Origin of the sequence: Pseudomonas sp. Z1-12, from assembly GCF_051132015.1 — a bacterium.
Lineage (GTDB): Bacteria > Pseudomonadota > Gammaproteobacteria > Pseudomonadales > Pseudomonadaceae > Aquipseudomonas > Aquipseudomonas zanjanensis.
In genome coordinates this window covers 3,975,621-3,998,255 of the sequence record NZ_CP071647.1, presented here as the reverse complement: position 1 = coordinate 3,998,255, position 22,635 = coordinate 3,975,621, and the positions used below count along the sequence as shown (strand labels likewise).

Below are 22,635 nucleotides of genomic sequence, written 5' to 3'. Positions count from 1 at the left end.
AATAGTATTTGCATTGACACAAACTAAGGATTGAAATGAGTGCGCTAATGAGCAATGTCAGATTCGGGCTTCGGGAATTACCAGAGCATGAATGTAAGCCGCATTCGGGGATCAATGCTTGCAATGATGTTCGCTGCAATAAAGTCATGTCTTCTTTTTTTGCGTGCATCGGCCTCACTACGTGGTTATTCGCCTCCCAAGCCGATGCAGAGGATTTCTTATCCACCCCAAACGCAGAACTCAATCCAATACCCTCGGATATAGTCAATGCGGAGCAGATAGAAAATATTGATCCTTGGACTGGGAATTTGCAAATTCGCCATAAGGATTTGGAACTTGCAGGTAACGGCGGGTTGGATATCAAGGTGTGGCGAACGTATGACATGAGTTCAGCATCAGGAAAGCTTTTATCTACTCATAATCAATCATATAGATGGGCGGCCCTCGGGCCTGGCTGGACGTTAAGCGCCGCACCGAAAATTAGCGTCCATAGTCGCTTTAGTGTCACTAGACAAAAAAATGCCCCCGAAACTATTTATTATTATAAATCGGCCCTGTTGCAAGTTTGCAGTGGTGAAGCCACCAATTCGTTTGAGCCAACCCAGCTCATGTTGGAAATGCCCGGCGGGGGAAGTGAAAGGCTTTACAGAACAGGTGGCTATAGAGCGTTAACAAAGTCTGGATGGAAACTAGATTGCCTAAGCAATAAAGTAACGCTGAACGATCCGGAGGGGGTTGTTTATGATTTCGGTTCTATCGCTGAGAGGCAAGTAGGAAGGGTTTATATATCTGAAGGTGACCAGGCCGCAGACTCTGGAGATTATTTGACGCCGCTTCCAGGCAGGACAGAAATTTATATGCTCGCAAAAAGTGCGAGGTCGCCGAACGGAAATTTACTTACCTTTCACTATCAGAGTTTTGGCGGTGCGATTCCTCTTTGGATAATGCCTGCTAGAATACCCCCGTATAACGCCAAGCCATCGTTTATAAGTGGTAATAATTCGGCAAGTATAGAGAGTCCTTCGCAACTACTAACTGCTATTACTTCTAGTGATGGGCGGCAGGTTAACTTTGTTTATGCAAAAGATACAGGGCGCCTAGTCTCAATGAGCGCAAATAACAGAACGTGGACGTACTCGTATCTTACCCCCGACGCTATGAACTCACGGGTTCTCTCCAAGGTCATCTTGCCAGATGGGAGTGTCTGGTCCTACGCTTATGCTCCAGGCGCTTACCTGACAGTTCCAGGGCCGATGCCAAATCCGGACGATACAATAAAGCCGTTGAATGTGAACTCCATTACTAGTAGAAAGCTGGTAGGGATAACCTACCCCGCAGGAGGTGCATCGAAGTACGAATATAGTTTCTCCAACTTGAAGACTAGGTACAAAAACCCGTGGGGAAGCGTAGATTATTATGTGGGTGTCGAGCGCATCGGTAAAAAGACTCTCTCCACTGGTCATCAATGGATATATACCTATGCCCGTGGCAGCAGCGGTATACATGACTCTACTCAAGTCGCCGGCCCAGATGGGGTTACAAGTTATAAATTCTTTGGTCCAAGCTTCAGTCTAACGGATAATGTATGGCGTGTTGGTAGGGTTGCCGAAATAGTATATCCTGGGGGTAGTTCAGAAATTTATAGCTGGGAGCCTAGGGTTTTTTTGAGTGTTGCGACCGAACTAGAAGAACTAGGCAGATTTAAAGATTCTAAAACATGGGCTGCAGATTTGTCGAAAAGGACTATTATTCGAAATGGTGCTGCCTATACCACACAACTATCAAATTATGATAGCTATGGTAAACCAGGTGTCCGTACAGAAATAGGTCCCAACGGAGGCAGTCGCACAACGACCCTTAGTTACTTCAACGACCCCGCCAAGTGGATCATCGGTCACCTGAAGAGCGAGGTATCTCCTGGCGTTTCGATGACCCGCACCTTCGACGCCAATGGCAAGGTTCTGACCGAAACACGTGATGGGGTGACTACGAAGTTCAGCTATGACGCTCAAGGCAACATCGCCAGCAAGACTACCCCAGGCGGCAGGGTTTATACCTACTCAAACTACAAAAGGGGCATTGCACAAACCGAAACCCACCCCGAAGGTATTACCCTTACCCGTGTAGTGGACAATGTGGGCAATATTACCTCTGAAACCAACGGTGAAGGTAAAACCACTACTTATACTTATGACGGTCTGAACCGCCAGACGTCGTTTACACCACCGGTGGGCAGCCGCGAAACCATTGCCTATACCCCCACCTCGAAAACCGCTACTCGCGGCGCTTTGGTGGAGAAAACGGTATACGGCCCGTTCGGCCACCCCGCCAGTGTCACATTGGCCGGTGTCACCAGAACTTTCACTTATGACGGCTTGGGCCGAAAAACGTTTGAGTCCAACCCAGGCGTGGCGACCGGTACGCGCTATCAATATGACGCCCTGAATCGCCTGACTCGCCAGACCAATGCCGATGGCACCTTCCAATCTCGCACCTATGGTCCGGCCAATATGTCGGTCGTGGATGAGCGAGGTAAAACCACGACCTACACCTACCGCGCTTACGGTAATCCGGACAAACAGTTGCTGATGGCCATTGCCGCGCCTGAAGCGTCCGCTAACGTGAGTATTGAACGCAGCCCTAACGGTCTTATGACAGCGGTTACACAGGGCGGACGAAAGCGCACTTACGGCTATGACGCCCACAATTACCTGATCAGTGTCACCAACCCAGAAACCGGTATCACCACCTATGGTCGTGATATCGCAGGGAATATGATCACCAAGAAAGTGGGCGCTTCGGGCATCACAAAGTACACCTATGACGCTCTCGATCGCCTTAAGTCAACCGTCTATCCTGGCACCACACCTGCGATCACCAACACCTACAACAAGGACAGTAAACTGCTGACCAGCAATGCCAGCGGCGGTAATCGCAGCTTTGCATACGACGCCGCAGGTAACCTGATCCAGGAAAGTCTGGCATTGGACGGCAAGGTGTTCACTGCTAAATATGCCTACAACGGCAATGATCAGTTGAGCAGCATCACCTACCCGCAGTCCGGTCGTGTGGTGAGCTACACACCCGATGCCCTGGGACGACCCACCACGGTTTCGGGCTACGTTACCAACGTAAAGTATTGGCCGTCCGGGTTGATTCAAAGCGTCACCTACAGCAACGGTACCGTATCTACTTATGGTCAGAATGCGCGCCTGTGGCCGACCAATTTCGTCACCCAAAAAACAGCCACTGCCGGTGTCTACCTCAACAGCAGCTACACCTATGATGGCGTCGGCAACCTGGCCACAATCAAGGACACCGCTGACAGCAGCTTCAACCGCACGCTGGGCTACGACAACATCAACCGCCTGACCAGCGCTGTCGGCTTCTGGGGCCAGGGCAGCATCACCTACGACGGTGGAGGTAATCTCACCAAGCAAACCCTTGGGCAATCCAGTCTCGCCTACGTCTATGACACCAGCAACCGTCTCAGCAGTGTGAGTGGGTTGCGAGCCAGCACCTTCGGCTATGACGCCTATGGCAACGTAAGCAGCAGCCTGGGCAACACCTATACCTACAATGACGTGCCCAACCTCACCTGCATCAACTGCGCTGTTCCTGCGAAAAAGGTGGAATACAGCTATGACGGCCTTAACCACCGCAGTGCCGTGACCAAGGCCAGCGGTAAGGTTTACGAGATGCACGATTCCAATGGCAAACCGTTGATCGAACTGGATGCAGGCGTGCTCACCGAGTACCTCTATCTGGGTGACAAGCGCATCGCCCAGCGGGTCAGCCCATGAGCTGGAAAAAAGGAGAGAGACACATGGATGCTCTGAAGAAGCTGGGCAAGAAACTCGGCGTAGGTCTGCTGGCCCTAATGCTGAACACCGTTACCATCGCCGACACCATCACCTACTTTCACAATGACATTTCGGGCAGCCCGATGGCTGCCACGGATGCCGCTGGCAATCTGCTGTGGAAGGAGAACTACAAGCCTTATGGGGACAAGCTGAATCGCTCGGCGCCCAGCAGCAGTAACAAGATCGGCTACCACGGCAAAGCCTATGACGATGCCACTGGTTTGTCGTACATGGGGGCCCGGTATTACGATCCGGTGCTGGGACGGTTTATGGGGATCGACCCGGTCGATTTTCAGACAGACAACCTGCACAGTTTTAACCGCTACGCCTATACCAATAACAACCCTTACAAATATGTAGACCCTGACGGACGTTTTGCGTTTCTGGTGGTTCCAGCTTTTTACGCGCTGACTGCGCTTGCGGGCGCACTGACCGTGAACACAATGCTCAACGGCGGCGGTGGACAATCGGGCGATGATTTTAGCTTTGGAGGCTCGCCGGGATCGGCGACGCAAATATCAGATGTTTCAACCTCCACGACCTACAATAGTGAAAGTACCAAAGGAGACCGCGAAGGAAGCGGCTTCCCCGACCGTGAATTGCCGCGAGACCGAAATGGCAATCCTGTTCGAGATCCTGAAGCTGAAGGAGCGCATACTCAACTTGGTCAAAAGGAAGGTCGTCGTGGGAAATACGATCAAGGACGGGAATGGGATGCCAATGGGCGCCCAGTTAAGGACATTGACTTTACGGACCACGGACGACCAAAGAACCACACGAATCCTCATGAGCATCCTTATTTACCCAATCCAACGGGTGGCACGCTTCAGCATGGCCCTGCACGACCATTGCAAAACTAAGTTGAGGATATAGATATGCTTGAAGTGCCGATGTATCGAGTGAATCAGACTCGCGTTCAACTGGCGGGCCTGCTATCTAAGGTGCCAGTGAATAACTGGGTTTGGAGTATTATCGAATTTGATGGCGTTGGCCAAATGCCGTTCAATGATTCGGTTCTTGAGTTTCAGAAGAGATTGCGTGAACAGCCTCACGGCTTAGTTCTGACGTGGAGCGAAATTTCAAGTTTTGCAGAAGCAGTCGAGTATACGATTGATTGCTTAATCGTTGCCGTATCGAGTGTTGAGCAGCTGGAGGTCAATAAACTACTAGCCGATGACTTCCAGGGGTGTGAAATTGCCCTTCGTGCCATTGATAGCACAGAGTGGATTATATTTTCTTCAAATCAAGAACTCTTAGATGAGTTGGAAGTAGTCGCACGATACACCTAGGCTATTGACTATTGTATTCTGTCGTTAAGCCCTTGTACCGATCCGGATATTGGTACCATTTGTGCGTGTGTAGAGTCAGTATCGCATACAACGTGCTGACTCTACTCGGAAGCGTAAAGGCCCCGCCCGACTTGAAGTCGATACGATGATCCTCATCCCAATGAGGCCGGCGTTGGGAGCGGACACCATACGCATAATTGGGATAGACCAGCAGATGGTAGTCCGCCAACGTACGAAGACCGTAATGAGCACCCCTACATGGCCCTCTGTCTAAAAGGTGAATAACGTATGTTATCGAGCACTTTTCATGATGGAAAATTAATATCCATTGCTGTGATGGATGATATTTTGGCTGTGGAGGTTCTCGCACAAGATAAAATAACTAAAATTCAATTGAGCGGGCTGGAAAAGCTACGCGTCACTGATTTCAAAGAAGGTAACATAATAAATGCTGTGCGAGTGGTTCGCCCGAAACCGTCCCCGAGCAATGACGGTGTAGGCAAATCACTGATGAAGTACGCCTATGAATTAGATGATGTAGCTCTTGAGCGCAACGAGAAGTTCACGTTTTTTTGGATAAAAAACTGAAAGAGCATGAGGAAGGCCCGGTCCTAATTCTGGAAATAGAACCCTCCTATGGAGCGTATCTGGTCGCTATCGGAAAAAGAATCTCAGAAGAGGAAACATCTATTTAATTCTTTTTAAGTAAGCCTTATTGTGAGCGCTGTGGCTTTGCTCACCTATAGTCACAGCGTTTCTACGTAGTTACTAATGACATGGAAGGCGACATCCGCCCGCCATGTCAAACTCAGACCATCAATCTAGCTAGAGAGCAGGTTGGAATGAAACTCACTGATGCAACGCTCGTACTGCTACTTGCGGCTCGAATCCATGGGACGGACGAAGCTGTAAGAGCTTCGGCCAAGAGCGTGGTCAAGAAGCTGCCGCGCAGTAGGTGAGTCTTATTTACAAGGTGATAGAGGCAAAAAGCCCGCTCCATCTCGTGGGCTTTCTAGCAGAAAATCTAGACGATTGATGGATTATTAACGAGGAAACACCTTCTGTGCGTTAGCTGAACGTATGACCCTCTTTAGACCTGACGACGTACGCAAGCCTCTAGATCCATCTCACAATGTCATTTTCGCCCCATAGATAGACCTCTTGTCACCTGATGACCTTGATAACGATCCCGCACTGACAGAGATCGCTTGCTGTATGTGATAATGGCTCGGTAATGGCTCGGTAATGGCGCGGATTGGTGCCTGGATTAGGATTGGTATAAGGACTGAACCTGCATGACATGGATGAAGACAGCATCTGCTTCGCGGTGCTGGTATAGCGGGAAGACTCAATGACTCAGGGCGCTTTTCGTAGTTTTCGCTTGGCGAAATGGTTGGGCTCCACCTGTTCATCATTGGATATTGCATCCAATGGATTGATCGCCATCGACTGGGCAGGGCAGACATCGAATGTCTTGATGACTAGCATGCCCAAGCCTCCTCAACTCAATCGGTGGTTGGGTGTCTCTTGTTTAATACTGACGCTGTCCTCTGGCCAATTAAGGGCCATCGGATGGGGTATTAGGCGTCCCGATGACATCTGGCGCGCAGCGTTGCGTGAGTGGTATGGCGAGCGCGTGCTGGCCATCGCCCAAATCCTGAATGCCTTCTATAAAAATCTCCAAGCTCGTGGTTATTGCCGTCGCTCGCAATGGACCGTCCTGCATGCTCGTTTGGTCCAGCTAGCGTAAGCGTACGGGCAAACCGTCTTGCACGACTAAGCCGGACGCCACCTATGCGGCAGCAACTCTGCAATCTCACTTGCCCGCTGCGTAGGCAGGCGCGTCAGCACATCCTTCAGGTAGGCATAGGGATCGTGCCCATTGTTCCGGGCCGACTGGATCAAACTCATGATCGCAGCGGCGCGTTTGCCGCTGCGTAGCGACCCAGCAAAGAGCCAGTTCTTGCGCCCCAGCGCCCAAGGCCGTATCTGGTTTTCACACCAATTATTGTCAATGGGCACAGCCCCGTCATCGAGGTAGCGCGACAGCGCCGTCCAGCGTTTCAAGCTGTAATCCAAGGCTTTGCCAATGGCACGAACCGTTGTGCACGATATCGCGCTGGGCAACCATCCAGGCATGCAACGCATCCATCACCGGTACCGCCTTTTCTTGCCGTATTCGGCGGCGTATGTCCGGTTCCAGATCCTTGATTTCCCCCTCGATCTCGTACAGCGCCTGCATGTAACGCAAGGCTTGCTCAGCCAGCGTGCTCTTGTGAGTGGCATGCAGTTCGAAGAACTTGCGCCGGGCATGAGCCATGCAGCCGATTTCAGTCACGCCGAGTTCGAAGCTGGCCTTGTAACCGCCGAAATCATCGTAGACCAGCTTGCCCTTCCAGTCTTGTAGGAAGTTACGCGCATGCTCGCCGGCCCGGCTGAGGCTGAAGTCGTAAACTACATCCGAGGTTTCGCAAAACGGGCTGGTGGCGTAAGCCCAAACGTAGGAACGATGGGTTTTCTTGGTGCCCGGCATGAGCATTTGCACCGGCGTTTCATCAACGTGAACGACCGGCTGTTCAAGCACCACTTCGCGCAGCGCATCGACCAGTGGCTGCAACTGCACACCGCAGGCGCCAACCCATTGGGCGAGGGTCGAACGCGGGATAGCCAGGCCGGCGCGGCCGAACATGGCTTCCTGACGATACAGCGGCAGATGGTCAGCAAACTTCGCAATCATGACGTGGGCCAACAAGCCCGCAGTCGGGATGCCCTTGTCGATCACCTGCGCCGGCACCGGCGCTTGGATCAGCGTTTCGCAGTCATCACACACCCACTTGCCACGGATATGGCGCTCCACGGTGAACGCGCCAGGTGTGTAATCGAGCTTCTCGCTGACATCTTCACCGATGCGTTTGAGCGCGCAGCCACAGGCGCACTCCGTGCTGTCCGGCTCGTGATGGATCAGCGTGCGGGGAAGCTCAGGCGGCAAGGCGCGACGCTTGGGTTTCTGCTTTTCCTGGGTGGGTGCCGGAGTAACTTGCAGCGACTCCAGTTCCGCTTCAATGGCAGCGATATCGGTATCGATCAGATCGTCGAGCAAACTGGCCTGTTCCGGGCTCATTTGCTCGCTGCGTTTGGCGAACTTGAAACGCTTGAGCTGGGCGATCTCGTGGCTGAGTTTTTCGATCAACGTTTGTCGTGATGGATCTTCTTGTCCATGACCTAGACGGTCTTGCCCATCGTTTCAACTTGCTCGTCGAGCGCCGAGACGCGTTGCAGCAACTGCGCCGCGAGTGCACGCAGTTGTTCGGGGTTCAGTTGGTCGAGGTCGGGGATCGAAGTCATGCCGCCGATCTTGCCAGATCAGCGTAAACAGGACGACAGGCTGATCGGACAATTGCGCTGCCGGATAGGGCATGGTTCGGCTTAGAGGACGGAAATGGCGTTTGCGGGGCCAACTCTCTGCCATGGCAAGCCCAGTATCAAGGCGTGTAGCTGTTCGGCGCTCAGCTCCATTTGTGAACCGTGGCGCGTGCCAGGCCAAGCGAATTTGCCTTGGTGGAGTCGACGCGCCGCCAACCAGATGTCCAACCCGTCGTGCACCAGGACTTTCATGCGGGTGGCGCGGCGGTTGGCGAACAGATAAGCGCAGTGCGGCTGTGCCGCACCGAACACTGAAATCACGCGGGCCATGGCGGTGTCGGTGCCGGCGCGCATGTCCATCGGCTCGGTGGCGAGCCAGATGGTATGTAAGCGCTCCATAAACCCCACCTAGTCAAAAATGGGCGGTGCGTTTAGCTGTGGGATCCGGGCTTGCTGTTCCACGGCAACAGAGCTTCGTAATCTTCGAGCGAGGATGCCTGTGGTAGGCGCTCCAGTGCGTGGCGCAGCCACGCATAAGGCTCTTGACCGTTGGCTTTGGCGGTCTCGACCAGGCTGTAAAGTTGAGCACTGGCCGTCGCGCCTTTGGGCGTATCGCTGAACAACCAGTTCTTCCTTCCGATGACGAAAGGCCGGATTGCGCGCTCGGCGGTATTGTTGTCGATGGGCAGGTAGCCTTGCTCGACGTACCGTTCCAGTTTGCTCCAGTTGTTTGCCAGATAGGTCACAGCCTTGCCCAGTGCATTCTGCGTGGTCATGTATGGGAGCGTTTTTTCCATCCAGGCCTTCAGCTCACTCATCACCTTGAGACTTAAATCCTGACGTCCATTTTTCCGCCCCTCATCGCTGCTCTCTTTGAAGGCGATCTCGATGCCGTATAGCTTGCTGATCAGCTTCAGCGCTATATCCGCCCGGCCTGTCTTGCCTTTGGGTTGCACTTTTTGCGCTTCGACAAACTTACGGCGTGCATGAGCCCAGCACCCTAAACGCTCGACTCCGTCCTGCGCGCCAAGCGCGTTGTAACCGGCGTAATCATCGGTCATGAGATAGCCGCAGTAGCCATCGAGCAGGCGCGTTGGAACCTCCTGCGAGCGGCTGGTGGAGTAGTCAAAAAGGATCACTGGTTTGTCTGGCGGGCCGCCGGTTTGCACCCACATCCAGGACTGACTGCTTGGCTCCCGGTCAGGCTCTTTCAACACCTGCACGCGTGTTTCATCGCAGTGGATGACCCGACTGGCCAAGAGGCTGTCGCGCATTAAATTCAGCAACGGCTGAAAGTGCTCACCGCATTGGATAACCCAGCGAGCCAGGGTCTGACGCGGAATATCGATGCCATGGCGGCCCAGCACTTTTTCAAAGCGGTGGAGCGGCAAACCGTCCACGTATTTGGTGGTCAGCAGCATCGCCAGAACACTTGGGCTAGCCATGCTTTTTTCAATCAGTTGAGCCGGCTTGTCCGCAGTGACCGGGGCCGTCTCGCAGTCGCGGCAACCGTAAACTTTACGAACGTGTTTGTCACTCGGATCTGCATCGGTACGATTTCAAGCTGCTCGCTGACTTCCTCGCCAATGACGTGTTTGCGGCAGCCGCAGGCACACGTCAGTTCATGCTCGGGAAGTTCGTGGATGACTTCGATACGTGGCAGGTCGGCAGGCAGCGGCTTGCGTTTGCCGCGACGCTTGGCCGGAGCGACAACCTCTTCTTCAACGTCTTCGCCGACAGGCTCGGCGATGCTTTCCGCCTCGTTGAAAAGGGCTAGCTGAGGCGTTGCCAGATCGGTTGCCTGCTCGGACTTACGTCCCAACAGGCGCTGGCGCAGCAGCGCGTTTTCTTCTTCAAGATGAACGATGCGGCCCTTGTTAGACTCGCGCTCAATCAGCATCTGCTCTAGCAATTGCTTGAGCAGCGCAGGGTCGTCAGGAAGGTCTTTGGGCATCGAAATCATGCCCTGGATTATACCGAATCAGGCCACGAATCGTGGCGTCAAAACCTGATGGGGACGGTTACGCCAGAGGTCAAAACCGTCGAGCATCCAGTTGAGTTCCTGGACGGTCAGGACTATCGCCTCGTCGCTGGCATCGGGCGATGTTTTAAAGCGCTCGGATTCGAGGCGCTTGAGCCATAGGCAGAAGCCATTGCGCTCCCAATATAAAATCTTCACTCGGTTGCGGGGCTTGTTGAGGAAGACGAAAAGCACGGGGTCAAAAACCGCGACCTTAATGTCCAACTCGACCAGCGCAGCCAAGCCGTCGATGGACTTTCGGAAGTCGACGGGTTTGGGATACAGATACACTTTTTCGACTTTTGCATCGGGTCGCATCATGGCGAACGAGCTCCAGAAAGAATCGGGAGCACAGCATCCGGGATCATTTGGCAGCTTTGAATGTGGGGTTCATGGAGCGCTTACGATGGTATCGATGCGGATCATCGCAGCAGATCTCGCAGAAAGGTGGCACAGGCTGCGGCGTTTTCGGTCGGCCAGCTCACTTTGACGGTGCCGCGTGGGTGCGGGATTTCGAGACAGATAGCCGACGACGCGGCTTGCGAATTTACCCCGGCTAGCTGCAAGGGCAGCGGAATGAAAGCAGGCTGCAGAGCCATGGTTTTCTGCGCTTGGACTCGAATCCATTTATGGACGAGGTTTGCGTTAAGGCTGTGGCTCAGCGCAACGCTGGCAATCGAGGCCCCAGGCTGGGCGCACTCTTGAATGACCTGAGCCTTGAAGGATTTGGAATAGGAGCGGCGTTGTGACTGCATGAAAGACCCGCTTAAAAGGCTGGAAATGGTGTCCACTTAAATTAGGTGGACACCATGGCCTTCGGCGGTTGCGTCAGGAAGGTGTGTTGGCCGGACGCATACAGCATTACTACTTCCTTGGCTTTGCAATATTCAATGGGTAAACGCCATAGCGAGCATTTACTGGGTAATAATCACCCTTCGGGTTTTTTGATACAAAGAAAAGATAAGATTTTCCAACCTCGCAGCAGTTGGGGTGCGCTTCAGGGATGGTCCCATTGTATGCGATTTTTATGACTTCTGACGAATTGCCTTTTAATACTTCTATCGGTTGAGTAATGGCTAGGTCATAGCCAAAATCCTGGCTATTTTTTTGAGTTTTAGTGACAACCCCAATGAATACGAGTTCCGATAAGGAGACTTTATCCTCAAGCGACATTTTTTTCAGTTCTAGGCAAAAAGCAGAACTCGTTATAAAACTCATTGCTGCAAATGCCGTAGTGATTGATATAATTTTGAGGTTCTTCATGTTTACTCCCTATGGCCAAGGTCTTGAGCTCTTAAAGGTTGATTCTTTATTTCGATTCTGACTTTGTTTTCATTAGAAACTGCATTGCCTGTGTCGGAGCCAACCATTCTTGGAATCGCATGCCCGACCATCTCGTGCATCAATGCTCCTCCTTGATCTGGGTTTACGCTTCCTCCATCTTGTGCTCCATAACTTGTTATTTCTTTGCCGACAGTGACGAGATGGGCAGATCCGTCACCAAACGAAGTAGTTGCAGCGCCGCCATAATCTGAAATATTAACATCTCTTCCCTCTTGGGCGCTATACAATGAATCCGCAAGCTTAATGTATACGGCGTTCCTACTTGCGATTGCTTGTTCCAGTCGAGCGCTATAATATTTTGAGCCGCCAGAGGGATTGTTGGCTCCGGTAGCCTCTAGCCTGTTGGAACTATTAAAGCCAAATGTTTTTGATGTATAACTATTAATCATGCTTGCAATGATTCTATTGTTTCGGCTGTCGACAGATACCGCCTCTCTACCATCTGGGTCTACGAACCGGTATGGATTGTTGTTAGCGTACGCATATCGATTAAAGCTGTGAATATTGCTGGGCTGGACCTCTTGCGGATCTACGCTTACAAATCGGCCAATTACCGGATCGTAATATCGAGCGCCCATGTACGACAAGCCAGTGGAGTCATCGTGAGCTTTGCCGTGATAGCCAATTTTATTACTGCTGCTAGGGGCCGATTGATTCAGCTTATCGCCATAAGGTTTATAGTTTTCCTTCCACAATAGCTGGCCCGTTGCGTCGGTGGCCGCCAGCGGGCTGCCTGAGATGTCATTGTGGAAAAATGTGACGGTGTCAGCTATCGCGCCGGTGTTCAGCACACAGGCCAGGAGCGCCACACCGAGTTGTTTGCCCAGTTTTTTCAAAGTATCCATGTGTCTCTCTCCCTGACTCCAGCTCATGGGCTCACCCGTTGAGCGATGCGCTTGTCGCCCAGATAGAAGTATTCGGTCAGGCTATTGCCATTCAGCTCAACCAAAGGTTTGCCATTGGAATCGTGCATTTCGTAGACCTTGCCGCTGGCCTTGGTCACGGCACTTCGGTGGTTGAGGCTGTCATAGCTGTACTCCACCTTGCTTGCCGGGTTAGCGCAATTGATGCACACGAGGTTGGGTACGTCATTGTAGGTGTAGGTTGTGCCCGATCTGCTGGCAACGTTTCCGTATGCGTCGTAGCCAAAGGTGTCGGCCCGCAGCCCGCGCACACTGCTAAGGCGATTATTGGCGTCATAGCTATAGACGAGGCTGGATTGACCGAACGTCTGAGCGGTCAGATTACCGCCGCCGTCATAGGTGATTCTGCCCTGGCCCCAGAAACCAGACGCGCTGGTCAGGCGGTTGATGTTGTCGTAACCCAGCGTGCGGTTGAAATTGCTGTCGACGGTATCGCTGATCGAAGCCAGGTTGCCGACGCCGTCGTAGGTGTAGCTATTTTTGAGGTAAATACCAGCTGTGGCGATTTTCTGGGTAATAAAGCTGGTCGGCCACAGGCGCGCATTCTGGCCATAGCTGGAGACGGTGCCGTTGCTGTAGGTGATGCTTTGAATCAACCCGGACGGCCAGTACTTCACGTTAGTGACATAGCCAGAGACCGTGGAAGGTCGTCCCAACGCGTCGGGTGTGTAACTCACTACGCGACCGGATTGGGGGTAGGTAATACTGCTCAACTGGTCATTGCCGTTATAGGCATACTTGGCCGTGAACATCCGTCCGTCCAACGCCAGCGTTTCTTGGATAACGTTGCCTGCGGCGTCGTAGACAAAGCTGCGGTTTCCGCCGCTGGAATTGCTGGTAAGTAGTTTGCCGTCTTTGTTATAGGTATTAGTGATCGCAGGCGTGGATCCCGGAAAAGTCGTAGTGATCAAGCGACCCAGGGCATCGTAGGTGTATTTTACAGTGCCTGAAGTACCCACTTTTTTCGAAACCATATTGCCAGCGATGTCGCGCCCGTAGGTGGTGGTGCCAGTTTCCGGGTTGGTGACGCTGGTGAGGTAGTTGTGGCTGTCGTAACCGTAGGTGCGTTTGAGCCCGGCTTGGGCTATTGACTCTATTTGATCGTGCGCGTTACGCGTAATGGCAATACTTGCGTTACTTTCCGGCGCAACAATGCCCATCAGCTGCCTTTTATTTGGGTCACCATAAGCTCGAAAATTCAACGTAGTAACCTTTCCGCGCTCGTCAATCGTTGACTGACTGCCTGCGCGGTAGGTAATGCTTTGAAACGTGCTATCGGAGTTTGTGATGCGTAGGACTCGCCCCAAGGCATCATATTGATATCGGGTCCCAGTGGTGACAGCTGGATCAGATACAAATGTACGTCGACCCAAGCCATCGTACTGATAAAGAGTCGTAATGCCAGCCAACGTAACGCTAGCGACACGTCCGAAGGGGTCATATAACGTTTTTTCAACCAGCGCCCCTCGGGTTGCGGTACGGCTGGTAGGGGTGTACTTAATAGACTTAGTTTGACCTATTGGGGGTTTGATAGAGGTCAAGCGATTCATCGAGTCATAGGTGAATGTGGTAGTTACGCCCTCACCATTGGTTTCCGCTACCACATTGCCAGCATTGTCTACAACCCTGTTCACTACGATACTAAGCGGGTTTCTCTCTGTCTGCGGTACCCCTAATTTGTAGTTGTTGTACCTATAAATTGCGCCGCTAGGTATGGTCTCGGACGCAACATTCCCGCTGGCATCATAGGTAAAGCCTGTGGGGACGCCATCCTTAATAACAGATATTACGCGACCGTTAACATCAAAAGTTCGGCTAATTTGACCAGCAGGTGAGGATTCGCTTGCGTGAAGTCCAATAATCCATTTGGTTGTGTTATTAATATAGCCATGTTTGGTTACACGAGTACCGCCTGTTGGATTAATTTCAGTAACGGTGCCAACATTTCCGAACGAATCATAGCCGCCATATGTGGTCTTGTATGTTAGGCCGTCGAATAAAATGTTTTTCTCAGCCAAATCAGCCGCGCGAATTTGAGTATCCATTCCATACCCAAGATCAACAATTATCTCCTTTCCTCCTGTAATGACCCTAGGTTGCCATTTATAGGTTTCTATATTTTTTAATGGATCGATTTTTTCAACTAGCGACCCGATCATCCATAAAGTCTCTTCCGGCGCACCTTGCAAAGCAGTTGTGATTTTATATGATGGTCCAATGTATTTGTATATAGTAGAACCTTCGGGCCCTGTGACGGTCGTAACATCATATGCTCCCTTTAGCCCTTTAACATATGAGTAAGTCCATTTTTCTCCGCTTGATAATGTACGAGAAGAAATTTTTTCGGCTGTATCATAGACGCGCCACCAAAGATGTAGGGAGGGGCGAGCCTCATAATTGCTATAAGTATAAGTGTAATTCACAGACCCGCCAGAGGGGTAGGTGACACCTATTAATTTTCTCGCGGAAATGTTTTCTTGATTTAGCGGAATGGTCCGAGAGCCGTATCCGGAAAGGTACTTCCCTTGGGCGTACTTAAACTGCCACACTTCCCCAGTGTTATATGTTACACGTGAAAGAGTTCGTGAGTTGAGGACGCCAGGAGCTAGATATTCATAAGTTATTTTTTTTCCCGAGTTAGAGGTTGCACTTTTCAATCGACCTGTAACCGTGTCGTGCTCGAAGGAAATGGATCTTCCATCACTTGCAATAATGGAAGCTAATTGCGTTGCTGGTTTTTCATAGTCATTGCATGGATCAGGCAACCTCCAATCACACGAAGCAAAAACATAGCCTTGAGATTGGTCTTGAGGATGTCTTCCGGGCATTGGCCACGGCGCTATAGGCTTTCCAAACGTTTTATAATTGAAAGTCAGCGTGTTCCCACTTAAATCCACAACCCTCTTGGGCAGCATGTAAGTGTCCGTAATTCCAGGCTCAGAGCTTTCTGTGGCTTCATTGAACTCAACTTCAGGGTTTATATATACGTTTCCTATCTTCCGCTCACTTATGTTTCCGTACTCGTACCTGAGCCCTCTAGGCGATGTGGCTGTCACGATGTTGTTTTGGCACTCAACCTTCCAGTTGCTTTTAGTTCTACCTATGTGTCCGCCCACGCTATAAATAGTCTCGCGCCCCCCGCCAGGGACTTCTAAGACCGGGAACTGAGTGTGCCTAGATGTCTTTGTCCATGTGCTTGTGAATTGCGCGTGAGTTTTGTTGGTGGTACATAGATCTACCAACGTGTTATTGAAGTAGCTGAAATAATAGTAATTACCGCTTTGAGCTGTTATGTAGGTATTGGTGACGCTGATTTTTGGCGCAACCTCCAAACTCCAGCCAGGACCAAGTTCGGCCCAACGATATGATATATTCGATGTGAGACCCAGCCCAGCAGATTGCCTCAACATGTCATAACGGCGCCAAACGGTTATATCTAGCCCCCCTTGACCAGGGATCGAGAAGTCTTTTTGGGTTACCAATAGGTTGCCGTTAACCGTATCAACCTTATCAATGACCTCTTCCTCTTTTGTATTGTTAGTAGTGTCAGGCAGCCTGTAGTTGTCATCATTTACATTTGAAGGGTCTTTAATGCCTAGCGCACTAGATATGTTGACCGAGAGGAGCCCAGACAACAAGAGTAGCGCACTTGCAATGTGGGTTGGCTTCATTCTATAGTCCTGATTATTGATGGTGAATATAATTATTAAGCATGGCGCGTAAAATTATTTTTCCATTTTTAGTATCCTTTCTGAGCAAGCATAATGTACGACTTTGTGGTGGGATAACATTGGTCAATTTGCCTGAACGCATTTTAATATAACTCGTTATACCGCTATTCTTGCTTGGTAATATATTAGGCGCGCCGCAGGGAGTACAATTTCTGGAAAAAAAGCCGCGGAACACATTGTAAATACCCTATATCAATAATAGTTTATTCACGCTATCCATAAAGTGGAGAAAGCTCGTCTAAACTCCTTGGCACCAGAGAAGCTAGCGAGCTGTTTAACTACGGCGTTCGGCGAACTGTAAAGCGGGAGGCACACGTTTCGTTGGCTTCTGAGAAAGTTCCTGAAGTAAAACTTCAATACCATCACTACACTTCCTTGTGCGGGCTATTTCTTTCGGAGACGGGTATGGCTTATGGCTATCAGATCAATCTATCAAGATGCATGCCTGCGGCGCAAGAGCTTCGATAGGTAAAAGCAAAAGTAAATCATGTTATCGCTTACATTGTGCCGCTCCAAGCTGCGTAAGCTACGCTATCTTTCATTTTTAAGTTGACAACAAACAACCCCGCTGGTTGCAAGTTGGCTTTATCATGCGCCTTTCAATGAGTTTTCTGCTCAGCAAATTACAAATTGTCAATATGAAAATAACGGTAGGAGCAAGTTTTGCGTGAGATGAAGGGCATGGCGAAGCCGGAAGCGCCGTATTCGGCAATGGTGCTGACTTGGATTGAGGGATTCAAAGCGCGTCTGCTTGGCTGCTGCTGAGCCAATCTGCAATGCAAGCCTCGGTTCAAGTAAATCAGGCGCGTTTTTGTTAACCACGTCTACGCGTCTGCTATATGGCGTAAGCGCAGACCCTGGTGAGATTGGCCAGCCTCCCACTGAGAAATCCCGCTACCACCTTGTAAAAGCGTGGCCATGAACCGCGAAGAAGAGGCGGCTCATGTAGGACGGGGAGGCTACGGCGGGCCACTCCTGGCTCCTCTTCATGCTCTTGAGATTCTGCTATAACCGGGGGCGGACGCTTACCCTGAGAGTGCAATAGCGCCTTCATGTCTGTAGCCATACTGCTGGGTATCCATGTACCAGTAGCACGGCTATGGGCTAAACAATGTTTTGGCGCTCAAAGGCTGCGATTGTTGGGGGCACGTCTGAAAGTGATTTTCCGCCTTCACTTTTTGAGAAACCGAAATCAGCAAATAGCTCATAAAAGGTGGGGTTAACGTTCCGGCAAATGGATTCAATGAGCCTAATCCACCGCATCCGCAACCGGACAGTCTTTGCAAGCCACGGGGTCGCACAGCCTGCAAAACGGAATAGGCTTGATCGAGATCATGCACCAAACTGCGTAGTAGTTTTTCAGTTATCCGGCCAAGATTTTACGCTCATCATGGCCGGCTCCATCTGCCCGATCGAAGTCATGAAGCGGGTGATCGACGACCTGCACCTCAAGGAGATGCAGATCGCCTACGGCATGACCGAAACCAGTCCGGTCTCCACCCAGACCGGCCCGGACGACGATATTGAGCACCGCGTCACCCGTGTCGGCCGCACTCAGCCGCATCTGGAAAGCAAGGTCGTCGATGAGCAGAACCGAATCGTGCCTCGCGGTCAGATCGGCGAACTGTGTACCCGAGGCTACAGCGCAGTGCTCGGCTACTGGAACAACCCGCAAGCGACCGCAGAGGTCATCGACGACGCAGGCTGGATGCACACCGGTGACCTGGCAATCATGGATGAGGAGGGATACCTGAGGATCATCGGGCGTAATAAGGACATGATTATTCGGGGCGGCGAGAATGTTTATCCGCGCGAAATCGAAGAGTTCTTCTTTCCTCATCCTTCGGTGGCGGACTTGCAGGTCATCGGTGTGCCGGACAAAGCCTACGGAGAAGAGATTGTAGCTTGGGTCAGGTTGCATGAGAGGCATCAGGTCAGCGCCGACGAGTTGCGCGAGTATTGCAAAGGCCGGATCGCTCACTTCAAGACGCCGCGCCATTTCAAGTTCGTTGACGATTTTCCGATGACCGTCAGCGGCAAGGGGCATAAATTCCGCATGCGTGATATCAGCGTAGAGGAATTGGGATCACCGAAAAGCGGCGTTTTATAGTCATTGGCAATTCGCCGCATGCAGCTTTAATCGCCAGGATCCGGTTGTGAGCGGCCGTCGAGTCGGCTGCCAATGCGGACTTTGCCGCCCGATGGGCTGTAGATCGAACAAAGTCGCATAGATTCGAGGCCACCCTCTTAGCCCTTGATGCACGCCAAAAACAAGTCCAGAATCAAGTCTTTTCGTATGCGTCCGGCCAAGTCACCTACCCAGCCCTGCAAAGCCAAGACATGGTGTGCACTTAAATTTAAGTGGACACCAGTTCTAGCCTTTTAAGCGGGTATTTCATGCAGCCAACACGCCGTTCCTATTCCAAGTCCTTCAAGGCTCAGGTCATTCAAGAGTGCGCCGAGCCCGGCGCTTCGATTGCCAGCATCGCGCTCAGCCATAGCCTCAACGCAAACCTCGTCCACAAATGGATTCGAGTGCAGACGCAAAAAAGCACGACGCTGCAACCTGCTTTCATTCCGTTGCCTATGCAGCTGGCCGGTGCAAATTCGCATGCTGCATCGCCGAATATCTGCGTTGAGATCCAGCACCCGCGTGGTACCGTCAAAGTGAACTGGCCAACTGAAAGTGCTGCTGCCTGCGCGACCTTTCTACGAGACTTGCTGCGATGATCCGCATCGATTCCATCTGGCTCGCCACCGAGCCGATGGACATGCGCGCCGGTACCGAGACGGCATTGGCCAGAGTGATCGCGGTGTTTGGTGCGGCGAAGCCGCACTGTGCTTATCTATTCGCCAACCGCCGCGCCACGCGCATGAAAGTTCTGGTGCATGACGGCTTCGGGATCTGGCTGGCGGCTCGGCGTTTGAACCAAGGCAAGTTCCACTGGCCAGGTATTCGCCAAGACTCTGAAATGGAGTTGGATACCGAACAACTCCAGGCTCTGGTGTTGGGTCTGCCATGGCAACGCGCCGGCTCCGGCGGTGCGATCACACTGCTTTAACGGCTGCCATTAGCCTATCGGTCTATCGCCGCGAGTTGTCTGGTCTGGCAAAATCGGCGCCATGACTTCGCTCCCCAATCTCGACCACCTTACCCCTGAACAACTGCGCGCTTTAGCGGCGCAGTTGATACAGCGCGTCGAGACGCTCGACCATCAAGTCGACACGCTGGGTAAGACGGTCGAGACGATGGGCAAGAAGATCAACCGCGATCAAACGGTTATCGAGAAGCTAACCCACGAGATAGCACAACTCAAGCGTTTGAAGTTTGCCAAGCGCAGCGAGCAGATGAATCCTGAGCAGGCCGGCTTGCTCGATGATCTAGTCGATACCGATATCGCGGCGATTGAAGCAGAGCTTCAAGCCTTGCAAACAGTGCTGGCTCCGACCGAGAAAAAACAAAAGCCCAAACGCACTGCTTTGTCGGCAGAGTTTCCACGCACGCTAATCCATCACGAACCGGACAACACCCACTGCCCATGTGGCTGCGCACTCAAGCGTATCGGTGAGGACGTCAGCGAAAAGCTGGACTACACGCCCGGCGTGTTTACCGTTGAGCGCCATATCCGTGGCAAGTGGGTGTGTGATGACTGCGAAACGCTGATCCAAGCGCCGGTTCCGGCGCAGGTCATCGACAAGGGCATCCCGACTGCCGGGCTACTTGCCCACGTCATGATCGCCAAGTTTGCTGACCATCTGCCTCTTTACCGTCAGGAATCGATCTTCGGTCGTGCCGGCTTGGCGATTCCACGTTCAACGTTGGCTCAATGGGTTGGTGTGACCGGAGTGCAGTTGCAACCCCTGGTCGATGCACTGCGCATGTCGTGCTTGGGCAGCAGGTTATTCATGCCGATGAAACACCCGTGCAGATGCTCGTGCCGGGCTCAAAGAAAACCCAACGCTCTTATGTTTGGGCATACGCCACCAGCCAGTTCTCGAACTTGGCAGCGGTGGTTTACGACTTCAGCCCCAGCCGCGCCGGCGAGCACGCTCGCAACTTCCTGCAAGACTGGAAGGGCAAACTGGTGTGTGATGATTTTGGTGGCTACAACGCCAGTTTCGAACTCGGCGTGACCGAGATCGGTTGCATGGCCCATGCACGGCGAAAGTTCTTCGAACTGCACGCGACCAACAAGAGCTCGCTCGCCGAGCAAGCCCTGCGCTACATTCAATTGCTGTACGAAATCGAGAGTGAAGTACGCGACCTGGAGCCGGATTTACGCCGTCGAATACGGCAAGAAAGGGGCCGTGCCGGTGATCGATATGCTACATGCCTGGATGATCGCCCAGCGCGATCTCGTGCCCGAAGGTTCGGCTATCAGCAGAGCACTGGATTACAGCCTGAAACGCTGGGCAGCGCTGTCGCGCTACCTCGATGACGGGGACGTCCCCATTGATAATAACTGGTGCGAGAACCAGATCCGGCCGTGGGCACTGGGGCGCAAGAACTGGCTCTTTGCAGGGTCGTTGCGCAGCGGCAAACGGGCGGCGGCGATTATGAGTTTGATCCAGTCTGCGCGGCTCAATGGCTATGATCCGTACGCGTATCTAAAAGATGTCCTCACGCGCCTGCCGACGCAGCGCGCGAGTGACATTGACCAGCTATTGCCGCATCAATGGACGCCCACCTGATCTGCGCAAGGTGTGCTCACCATGCGCTAACATAAAACAGACAAGTCTAGTTCAAGGAAGACATCCAGCATGAAAAGGCAACAACGTACGATCGGAGCGGTGCTTCGAGTTCCTCTCGAAAATGATATGCACACTTATGCCCTGACACTGCCGGAAGCGGACTTCGCTTTCTTCGATGCGCGCTCCAGTGCCCCTATAGCAGACTTAGGAGCCTTGCTCGATCTACCTATTCTATTTACTGTCGCAGTACACAAAAGCGCCTGGTCTCAAGGGCGATGGCTCAAGATGGGTAAAATTGCCCCACCACAGAACCTGCTGGCTCCGCGGCCCATGTTCATCCAGAAAATCATTGGCTTCCAGATATACCTCGGCGGCACCATCACAGCGTCTACCCGAGAAGAGTGTGAAGGCTTGGATCGATGCGAAGTATGGGAGCCCCACCACGTTGAGGATCGCCTAAACGCGCACTATAAAGGTGTCCCATGCAAATGGGAGATATCACAACGAATACGATGAAAATCCGTAACCCTCCGGCGAACTCACCTACCTGATCCCAGCCATAAGGGCGATTCGGTAGGTGAGTTCGCCATCCGCTTACGTCTGTTCTGGCTCCGGCAAGAAAAGAAATCCCTTAGATTTCAATGGGTCGGACGCCAGATACGAGTCTCATTTCCCGCTCCAATTATTTTTCTATAGACTTCCATTGAAGTATGTAGAAACCAAAGAAAGAGGCTTCGACCTCTTTTTTAGTTCCAGTAAAGTCTATTCTGGTACATCAATATCCACGAATTTTTAGTACATTTTTTAGTACATCAATTCGACGTTTGGTAAATCAGTTTTTAGAGCTGCTTGGCACTCCGAAAACGGTACAACCCTCCTTCATCCATATGAGTGGAGTTAGTACAATGGTCCTTACCAATACGGCGGTCCGACACGCCAGGCCTCGCGCCAAAAACTACACCCTTCCTGACTTTGATGGCCTTGCGCTTTTCGTGAATACGAAAGGTACCAAAAGCTGGCACTTCCGTTTTTCTTGGGCGGGCAAACAGCCTCGTATTTCGCTCGGTACTTATCCTGAAATAGGTCTACGCGGTGCTCGCGCTCTGCGTGATATGGCCAGGGCGCTGGTTGCGAAGGGTATCGATCCCCGCGATCAGCGACGTCTTGAGCGCAATGCCAAACTGTTGGCCGAGAAAACACCTTTTTAGGTCGATGTGATGCACATCTTCGGCTCTTAGGGGGGAGGAGCGGGACCGCCCGGGAATTCAAGCGGTGGTGAACGGGGTTGCCAACTCTTTCGGTCTACCATTGCTGGTCTTTAGCTCGCCCGCACACCGGAAAGCCAAGATCGTACCCTTAGACATTTCGTCCCAGAACCACCGTGCTGATCGACGGCATGGCGTGCTCCAC

15 protein-coding genes and 7 pseudogenes are annotated in these 22,635 nt (G+C 52.1%); 13 read left to right on the top strand and 9 right to left on the bottom strand.

Features of this window, described 5'->3' with window-relative positions; translation table 11 throughout:
- The first annotated feature begins 47 nt into the window (after positions 1-47).
- The 5 genes and pseudogenes from J3P85_RS16820 to J3P85_RS16800 all read left to right on the top strand — a co-directional run bounded on the left by J3P85_RS16820 (position 48) and on the right by J3P85_RS16800 (position 6,188).
- The gene (locus J3P85_RS16820; RefSeq protein WP_434702529.1) at positions 48-3,803 is read left to right on the top strand and encodes a hypothetical protein; all 3,756 of its coding nucleotides are present in this window, start codon (positions 48-50) and stop codon (positions 3,801-3,803) included.
- A gap of 23 nt (positions 3,804-3,826) precedes the next feature.
- The gene (locus tag J3P85_RS16815) at positions 3,827-4,723 is read left to right on the top strand and encodes an RHS repeat-associated core domain-containing protein (protein WP_434702528.1); all 897 of its coding nucleotides are present in this window, start codon (positions 3,827-3,829) and stop codon (positions 4,721-4,723) included.
- 15 nt (positions 4,724-4,738) lie between these two features.
- Positions 4,739-5,152, top strand: coding sequence for a hypothetical protein (locus J3P85_RS16810; protein ID WP_434702527.1), 414 nt, complete (start codon positions 4,739-4,741; stop codon positions 5,150-5,152).
- A 288-nt stretch (positions 5,153-5,440) separates the two neighbouring features.
- Positions 5,441-5,740, top strand: a complete 300-nt coding sequence (locus J3P85_RS16805) for a hypothetical protein (protein ID WP_434702526.1) — start codon at positions 5,441-5,443, stop codon at positions 5,738-5,740.
- Between the two features lie 254 nt (positions 5,741-5,994).
- Positions 5,995-6,188: pseudogene (locus J3P85_RS16800) on the top strand (DUF7740 domain-containing protein).
- A gap of 320 nt (positions 6,189-6,508) precedes the next feature.
- On the opposite strand, the gene J3P85_RS16795 reads toward J3P85_RS16800, so the two are convergent.
- The 9 genes and pseudogenes from J3P85_RS16795 to J3P85_RS16755 form a co-directional block, all read right to left on the bottom strand.
- Positions 6,509-6,640, bottom strand: coding sequence for a hypothetical protein (locus tag J3P85_RS16795; protein WP_434702525.1), 132 nt, complete (start codon positions 6,638-6,640; stop codon positions 6,509-6,511).
- A gap of 288 nt (positions 6,641-6,928) precedes the next feature.
- Positions 6,929-8,497, bottom strand: a pseudogene (gene tnpC / locus J3P85_RS16790) (IS66 family transposase).
- 81 nt (positions 8,498-8,578) lie between these two features.
- A complete protein-coding gene (gene tnpB / locus J3P85_RS16785; protein WP_434702524.1) occupies positions 8,579-8,914 on the bottom strand; it encodes an IS66 family insertion sequence element accessory protein TnpB in 336 nt (111 codons plus the stop codon).
- 32 nt (positions 8,915-8,946) lie between these two features.
- Positions 8,947-10,478: pseudogene (gene tnpC, locus J3P85_RS16780) on the bottom strand (IS66 family transposase).
- 18 nt (positions 10,479-10,496) lie between these two features.
- Positions 10,497-10,856 (bottom strand): IS66 family insertion sequence element accessory protein TnpB, encoded by a 360-nt coding sequence (tnpB, locus tag J3P85_RS16775; protein WP_034127541.1) that lies wholly within the window; start codon positions 10,854-10,856, stop codon positions 10,497-10,499.
- A gap of 101 nt (positions 10,857-10,957) precedes the next feature.
- Positions 10,958-11,290 (bottom strand): IS66-like element accessory protein TnpA, encoded by a 333-nt coding sequence (gene tnpA, locus J3P85_RS16770; RefSeq protein ID WP_218180050.1) that lies wholly within the window; start codon positions 11,288-11,290, stop codon positions 10,958-10,960.
- 109 nt (positions 11,291-11,399) lie between these two features.
- Positions 11,400-11,798, bottom strand: coding sequence for a hypothetical protein (locus J3P85_RS16765; RefSeq protein ID WP_434702521.1), 399 nt, complete (start codon positions 11,796-11,798; stop codon positions 11,400-11,402).
- 2 nt (positions 11,799-11,800) lie between these two features.
- The gene (locus tag J3P85_RS16760) at positions 11,801-12,724 is read right to left on the bottom strand and encodes an RHS repeat domain-containing protein (protein WP_434702519.1); all 924 of its coding nucleotides are present in this window, start codon (positions 12,722-12,724) and stop codon (positions 11,801-11,803) included.
- A 23-nt stretch (positions 12,725-12,747) separates the two neighbouring features.
- Positions 12,748-16,473: a hypothetical protein gene (locus J3P85_RS16755; RefSeq protein WP_434702518.1), complete on the bottom strand. Its 3,726-nt coding sequence runs from the start codon at positions 16,471-16,473 to the stop codon at positions 12,748-12,750.
- Between the two features lie 1,441 nt (positions 16,474-17,914).
- On the opposite strand from J3P85_RS16755, the pseudogene J3P85_RS16750 reads away from it, so the two are divergent.
- The 8 genes and pseudogenes from J3P85_RS16750 to J3P85_RS16715 all read left to right on the top strand — a co-directional run.
- Positions 17,915-18,643: pseudogene (locus tag J3P85_RS16750) on the top strand (AMP-binding protein); the annotation flags it as partial.
- A 287-nt stretch (positions 18,644-18,930) separates the two neighbouring features.
- A complete protein-coding gene (gene tnpA, locus J3P85_RS16745) occupies positions 18,931-19,263 on the top strand; it encodes an IS66-like element accessory protein TnpA (RefSeq protein ID WP_434702517.1) in 333 nt (110 codons plus the stop codon).
- Positions 19,260-19,595: an IS66 family insertion sequence element accessory protein TnpB gene (gene tnpB, locus J3P85_RS16740; RefSeq protein WP_434702516.1), complete on the top strand. Its 336-nt coding sequence runs from the start codon at positions 19,260-19,262 to the stop codon at positions 19,593-19,595. Before tnpA (J3P85_RS16745) ends, tnpB (J3P85_RS16740) begins: the two co-directional genes overlap by 4 nt.
- A gap of 61 nt (positions 19,596-19,656) precedes the next feature.
- A pseudogene (locus tag J3P85_RS16735) lies at positions 19,657-20,130 on the top strand (IS66 family transposase); the annotation flags it as partial.
- Between the two features lie 135 nt (positions 20,131-20,265).
- Positions 20,266-20,783 (top strand): annotated as a pseudogene (tnpC, locus tag J3P85_RS16730) (IS66 family transposase); the annotation flags it as partial.
- 1 nt (position 20,784) lies between these two features.
- Complete coding sequence (locus J3P85_RS16725) at positions 20,785-21,225, top strand: IS66 family transposase (RefSeq protein ID WP_434702515.1); 441 nt, start codon at positions 20,785-20,787, stop codon at positions 21,223-21,225.
- 69 nt (positions 21,226-21,294) lie between these two features.
- A complete protein-coding gene (locus J3P85_RS16720; protein ID WP_434702514.1) occupies positions 21,295-21,741 on the top strand; it encodes an Imm26 family immunity protein in 447 nt (148 codons plus the stop codon).
- 389 nt (positions 21,742-22,130) lie between these two features.
- A pseudogene (locus tag J3P85_RS16715) lies at positions 22,131-22,418 on the top strand (Arm DNA-binding domain-containing protein); the annotation flags it as partial.
- Between the last annotated feature and the right edge of the window lie 217 nt (positions 22,419-22,635).

Excerpts from the sequence above, each read along its gene's own strand:
- J3P85_RS16820 (WP_434702529.1), top strand. The coding sequence starts at position 48 with ATGAGCAATGTCAGATTCGGGCTTCGGGAATTACCAGAGCATGAATGT.
- J3P85_RS16815 (WP_434702528.1), top strand. The coding sequence starts at position 3,827 with ATGGATGCTCTGAAGAAGCTGGGCAAGAAACTCGGCGTAGGTCTGCTG.
- J3P85_RS16810 (WP_434702527.1), top strand. The coding sequence starts at position 4,739 with ATGCTTGAAGTGCCGATGTATCGAGTGAATCAGACTCGCGTTCAACTG.
- J3P85_RS16805 (WP_434702526.1), top strand. The coding sequence starts at position 5,441 with ATGTTATCGAGCACTTTTCATGATGGAAAATTAATATCCATTGCTGTG.
- J3P85_RS16795 (WP_434702525.1), bottom strand. The coding sequence starts at position 6,640 with ATGCTAGTCATCAAGACATTCGATGTCTGCCCTGCCCAGTCGATGGCG.
- tnpB (WP_434702524.1), bottom strand. The coding sequence starts at position 8,914 with ATGGAGCGCTTACATACCATCTGGCTCGCCACCGAGCCGATGGACATG.
- tnpB (WP_034127541.1), bottom strand. The coding sequence starts at position 10,856 with ATGATGCGACCCGATGCAAAAGTCGAAAAAGTGTATCTGTATCCCAAA.
- tnpA (WP_218180050.1), bottom strand. The coding sequence starts at position 11,290 with ATGCAGTCACAACGCCGCTCCTATTCCAAATCCTTCAAGGCTCAGGTC.
- J3P85_RS16765 (WP_434702521.1), bottom strand. The coding sequence starts at position 11,798 with ATGAAGAACCTCAAAATTATATCAATCACTACGGCATTTGCAGCAATG.
- J3P85_RS16760 (WP_434702519.1), bottom strand. The coding sequence starts at position 12,724 with ATGGATACTTTGAAAAAACTGGGCAAACAACTCGGTGTGGCGCTCCTG.
- J3P85_RS16755 (WP_434702518.1), bottom strand. The coding sequence starts at position 16,473 with ATGAAGCCAACCCACATTGCAAGTGCGCTACTCTTGTTGTCTGGGCTC.
- tnpA (WP_434702517.1), top strand. The coding sequence starts at position 18,931 with ATGCAGCCAACACGCCGTTCCTATTCCAAGTCCTTCAAGGCTCAGGTC.
- tnpB (WP_434702516.1), top strand. The coding sequence starts at position 19,260 with ATGATCCGCATCGATTCCATCTGGCTCGCCACCGAGCCGATGGACATG.
- J3P85_RS16720 (WP_434702514.1), top strand. The coding sequence starts at position 21,295 with ATGAAAAGGCAACAACGTACGATCGGAGCGGTGCTTCGAGTTCCTCTC.